Annotated in this window: 4 protein-coding genes; 1 reads left to right on the top strand and 3 read right to left on the bottom strand. The window is 65.4% G+C overall.

The features are described 5' to 3' along the window. From BST12_RS28290 to BST12_RS28280, 3 genes are all read right to left on the bottom strand, one after another. The coding region (locus BST12_RS28290; RefSeq protein WP_083116475.1) for a PPE family protein at positions 1–664 on the bottom strand (664 nt) is incomplete at its 3' end. 277 nt (positions 665–941) lie between these two features. Next, positions 942–3,314 carry a cation-translocating P-type ATPase gene (locus tag BST12_RS28285; protein WP_083116474.1) on the bottom strand — a complete coding sequence of 791 codons (2,373 nt, stop codon included), beginning with the start codon at positions 3,312–3,314 and terminating at the stop codon, positions 942–944. Further along, entirely contained in the window at positions 3,311–4,891 is a 1,581-nt protein-coding gene (locus BST12_RS28280; protein ID WP_083116476.1) for a serine hydrolase, read from the bottom strand. Before BST12_RS28280 ends, BST12_RS28285 begins: the two co-directional genes overlap by 4 nt. 207 nt (positions 4,892–5,098) lie before the next feature. Here BST12_RS28280 and BST12_RS28275 point away from each other — a divergent pair. Further along, a partial coding sequence (locus BST12_RS28275) for a PE family protein (protein WP_139802013.1) occupies positions 5,099–5,623 on the top strand: 525 nt, incomplete at its 3' end.

Here is a 5,623-nt window from a genome sequence, read left to right as displayed (position 1 = left end):
ACCCCACATTCCAACTCCCCACATTCCCCAACCCCACATTGTCCATGCCCACTCCGGCGAAGCCGAAGTTGCCCACTCCAACATTCGCGAAACCCACATTGAAAATGCCGTTGCGGCCCACCGCGTCGAATGCGGCGGCCGGGTTCTGTGCGAGCCGGATGAACGGAGTCAGCGCGGACGCGACCGCAGATGCCCCGGCGTGATAGCCGAACATCGCGGCCACGTCTTGTGCCCACATTCGCTCGTACTCGGCCTCCACGGCAGCGATCGCCGGGGCGTTGAAGCCCAGCAGGTTAGAGGTCACCAGCGATAGCAACTGACCGCGGTTGGTGAGCACCGCCGCCGGGTGGACCGTCGCGGCCAGAGCCGCCTCGAAGGCGGCGGCGGTAAGCCGGGCCTGACCGGCCGCATCGGCGGCCTGCACACCTGTGGAGGTCAGCCAGCCCAAATAGGCTCCGGCAACCTCAGCCATCGCGGTCGACGCCGCGCCTTGCCACGACGAACTCGTCACCGCTGAAGTCAGTGCCGAAAATGCCGACGCCGCCGACCCCAATTCGCCGGCCAAATCCTCCCAAGCGGCCGCGGCCGCCAGCATCGGGCCGGTGCCGGCGCCGCTGAATATGCGGGCCGAATTTATCTCCGGCGGCGACACCGAAAAATTCATCGCGGCAGCCTCTCTCAGGCGGCCTAGTCGCAGGTAGCCGCCTGCCGATCACAGCCCACGACAACCCGACGGCCGCCGGGATTCACCGGCTGATAACGCAACAGCATACGGTGGTCGCGGTAGGAACTTGGGCACTTTATCAAAAAGTATGACCAGTGGTCACACTGAAAATTCAAATCATTCTCAATGTAAAGTTTCTATACAGCGGTCAGTTCTACTTACGAAGCGCACGCATTTTTAAAGCGAGCAATCAATTAGTTACCGCCACTATCGGCTGTTATCGCCACAACCGCGGTCGCACACCCAACACCCTGGCCCGGATCCACCACACCGCCTCGATCACCGCCGCACCCAGCGCCCCGATGCCCAGCGCGATCGAGGTCGTGACCAGATTCGACGGGTCCAGCATGAATTTCTCCCGAGCCAGCGGCAGGCTGAAGATCGCCACATAGGCAAGCCCGGAGGCAACTACGAGGCCCACCCGCCACCATTGGTAAGGCCGGGCGACCACCGCGAGCACCCAGAGCGCGGTCACCAGCAGCGTGATCAGCGCCGCGGTCGAGGCTTGGTCCTGGTCGTGCCAGGAGGCGTTGCGGCCCTGGTATGCGACCAAGTAGGAGGCGAACGTCGCGACGCCGACCACCAGTCCGCACGGCAGCGCCGACGTCAGGACCCGCCGGACGAAGCCGGGATAGGCGCGTTCGTTGTTGGGCGCCAAGGACAGGATGAACGACGGGATTCCGATGGTGAACCAGGCCGCGATGGTGACGTGGATCGGCTGAAACGGGTAGAGCAACGGATCGTGCCCCATCGGTTTGGCAAGCAAACACTGAATGCCCACCAGCACCGCCAGCAGCACCGAGTACACCGTCTTGGTCAGGAAGAGGTTAGCGACGCGCTCGATGTTGCCGATCACCCGGCGGCCCTCCCCCACCACGTAGGGCAGCGTGGCAAACCTGTTGTCCAACAACACGATCTGGGCCACCGCGCGCGACGCGGGGCTGCCCGCGCCCATCGCGACGCCGATGTCCGCATCCTTGAGGGCCAATACGTCGTTGACGCCGTCGCCGGTCATCGCGACGGTGTGCCCGTGTGATTGCAGGGCGTGAACGATGGCCCGCTTCTGATCGGGCCGCACCCGGCCAAACGTGGTGCAGGAATCCAGCGCATCGGCCAGTTCGGCTGTGCCGGTGGGCAGTTGCCGCGCATCCATAGTCGCGCCGTGCAGGCCCAGCTTGTCGGCGACCGCAGCTACCGAAACGGCATTGTCGCCGGAGATCACTTTGACCGAAACATTCTGCGCGGCAAAGTAATCCATGGTCTCGGCGGCATCCGGCCTTACCTTTTGCTCCAGTACCACCAGAGCGACCGGGGTGATCCGGCCCGGCGCCTCCGGATCGTCGACCGCGACGTCGCCGGCTCCCAGCAGCAGCACCCGCAGTCCTTGGGCCCCCAGCTGTTCGGCCTGTTCGGCCGCCGGCGAAGCGGCGTCGAGCAGCACGTCGGGGGCTCCGATCACCCAGTTGCCACGGTCGCCATAGGACACCCCACTCCATTTGGTCGCCGACTTGAACGGCGCTGTGGCAGTGGCGGTCCAGCCGGGCGGCTGTTGATAGGCCTCGGCGATGGCCTGCATGCTGGCGTTGGGCCGGGCATCGGCGGCCGCCAAGGCGGCCAGCACGTCATCGAGGCGAATACCGGCTTCGAGTTGCACCACGTTGGAGACCCGCATGCCGCTCTCGGTCAAGGTGCCGGTCTTGTCCGCACAGACGACGTCGACTCGGGCCAACCCCTCGATGGCCGGCAATTCCTGTACCAGGCAACGGCGTTGGCCCAACCTGACGACGCCGACGGCGAACGCTATCGACGTCATCAACACCAGGCCTTCGGGGACCATCGGCACCAGGGCACCCACCGTCCGCAACAGCGACTCGCGCCATCCCGCCTCCGTGGTGAACAGCTGGGTGTAGATGGTCAACAGCCCGGCCGGCACCAGCAGGTAGGTGATGAATTGCAGTATCCGGTTAATCCCGTTGCGCAGTTCGGATTTCACCAAGGTGAACTTGCTGGCTTCGGCAGCCAGCTTTGCGGCGTAGGCTTCGTGCCCCACGCTGGTGGCGCGATAGGCGCCGGTGCCGGCGACGACGAAACTTCCCGACATCACCGGGTCGCCGGCATCTTTGGCGATCGGATCGGCCTCGCCGGTCAACAGCGATTCGTCGATTTCCAGGTTGTCCTCGTCGACCACTTCGCCGTCCACCACGATCTGGTCACCGGGACCGAGTTCGATGATGTCGTCGAGCACCACTTCCTCCGGCGCGCGGACGCGAGTCCCGGATTCCCTGCGCACCAAGGGTTTTGCTTGCCCGACGATCGCCAATTTGTCCAGGGTCTGCTTGGCCCGGATCTCCTGGACCATGCCGATGACGCTGTTGGCGATGATGAGCAGGCCGAACAGCCCGTTGATCACCGAACCTGTTGCCAGCACGAGGATTAACAGCACACCCAGGATCGCGTTGATCCGGGTGAAAACGTTGGCCCAGACGATCTGCGTGACGCTGCGGGTGGCCCGCTGCGGGATGTCGTTGGTTCTGCCGTCGGCTACCCGTTGCGCGACTTCGGCATCGGTCAGGCCGACGGCGGCATTCATCGCGTGAACGTTCCCAGCTTGTCGGAGTCGTAGTACTCGAGGTTCAGCGTGTTTCCGGCGAAGCTGGCCATCGATATCGATCCCGGCAGGGCGTTTTCGGTCGAAAGTGCGAAGGTGAACGTGTCGCCGTCCCAGTGGGTCAGATCGAACGTCTGCTTGGGCCCCAGCGCGAGCTGGAGTTGGCCGTTGTGATCGGTCACGGTGGCCGGGCCCCAGAAGTCGTTGGCGTAGACGCCGACGTAGTCGCTGAGCGGCCGGGCCGGCGCGGGGCTGACCGGAGGCTGTTTGCCGACCAGCGACCCGTCCGGGTTGTTGAACGCGGCGAGCTGTTGTTTGTACAGAGTCGGCCAGTCCTCGCGCACCTGGCCGTACTGCACCAGATCCATGAATTCCGCCGTCAGCGCCTCCGGGATTCCGTAGGGCGCGGCGTTGGTCAAGGCAATGATGGCGATGTCTTCTGACGGCAGCACCACGAAGTTGGTCGCGGCCCCCAGCCCGAAACCGCCGGAGTGGCTGTACTGGGTACGCCCCGACGACGTCACCGACACATTGAAGCCATGGCCGTAGAACCCGGCCCGCGCTTTCGGGTTTGCCGCCGGGCTCGACACGACCTGAGGGGTGTAGGCCGGCAGCAGGGCTTGCGGTGACGTGATCTGCTGGCCGTTGTAGGCGCCGTTGGCCAGCACCATGGTCAGCCAGTGCGTCATGTCGTTGAGCGACGAACTCACCCCGCCCGCGGGCGTTTGGGCATCGGCGTCGCGCTGGAAGCGCGGCTCCCATTTATCGCCCACCTTGATGTGGGTGACCGCGTGGTTGGGCCGGGCCAGATAATCGGCGAAGCGCGAGCTGGTCGACGTCATCCCCAGGGGCCGGTATAGCACCTCGTCGGACAGGTCCTCCCATGGCTTACCGGCTGCGGCCGCGACGGCCTCGGCGGCTGCGGTGAGGCCAAAGTTGGTGTAGGCGTAGCTGATTCGAAAGGGCGCCAGGGGCAGGAACTTGAGCCGCTCGAGCACCTGCTGACGGTCGTAACCCAGGTCTTCCAAGGCATCACCGGCGTGATCGGGCAGTCCGGAGCGATGCGAGTACAGGTCGGCGATGGTGACATGGCTGGTGACGTAGGGATCGCTGAGCGAAAACCACGGCAGCTGCGCTGTCACCGGGGTATCCCAGGCGACGGCGTTGGTGCTGACCTGATGGGCCACCACCGTCGCACCCACCGATTTCGATATCGACGCCAGCTGGAACACGGTGTCGGCGTCCACCTTGTTGTCCGCCCCGTCCCCCTTGCTTGCATCACGAACGCCGAAACCCTTGGCGTACAAGGTTTTTCCTTCGTGGACTACGGCCACCGCCATACCGGGAATGCCGGAGCTCTTCATCAGGTCGGCGACTAAGCCGTCGATCTTGAGAATCGCCTTTTCGATGCGGCCCGGTGGAATGTCCAGACCGGATACCTCATTGGGCGGTGCCTTCGACAACGCCGACGGCGGACTCGACAGCGGTTGGGCGGGTCCACATCCGACCAGCGCCAGCAATATCCCCGCGGCTGCGGCCAGGGCCGCGCGTTTGGTCATGGTCGCGACTCTAGCCGCGACGGCGACGATGGCCACGCTGGCCGCGCCGGCCGGCACACGCGTTGTTGGCTTGCCAAATAGTGGTGCTGACCAGGCTGTTCAACAACTGGCCAACGTTCACACATGGATGGCGCGTAACAGTGGGTCCGCCAGGTCGACACGCAACTGCCCCTGCTCAGAAGGGGCGGCGGCGGGAAGGAGCCTTCGATGTCCTTTGTGTTCGCCTCCCCGCAGATCATGGCGGCCACGGCCACAGAACTCGCCGGGATCGGCTCAGCGGTCGCGGTGGCCGCCGAGACGGCGTCGACGTCCACGACCCAGTTGCTGGCCGCGGCCGGCGACGAGGTGTCTGCGGGTATCGCCGCCCTGTTCAGCGCACACGGTCAGCAATTCCAGGCGCTCAACGCCCAGGCCGCAGCATTCCATGACCAGTTCCTGCGCACCCTGAACGCCGGCGCGAACTCCTATGCCTCGGCTGAGGCCGCCAACACGCTGCAACAACAGCTGCTCAACGTGATCAACACACCGACGCAGTTGCTGATGGGGCGCAATCTGATCGGTGACGGCGCTAACGCGACGACACCCGGTGGGCGCGGCGGCAACGGCGGGCTGCTGTGGGGCAACGGCGGCAGCGGCGCACCCGGGGCTGCTGGGCAGGCGGGTGGCGCCGGCGGATCGGCGGGGCTGTTCGGCAACGGCGGGGCCGGCGGTGTCGGCGGCGCGGGCGCGTCC

It is taken from the genome of Mycobacterium angelicum, from assembly GCF_002086155.1.
GTDB classification, from domain to species: domain Bacteria; phylum Actinomycetota; class Actinomycetes; order Mycobacteriales; family Mycobacteriaceae; genus Mycobacterium; species Mycobacterium angelicum.
This window is presented reverse-complemented; position numbering and strand designations above follow the sequence as displayed.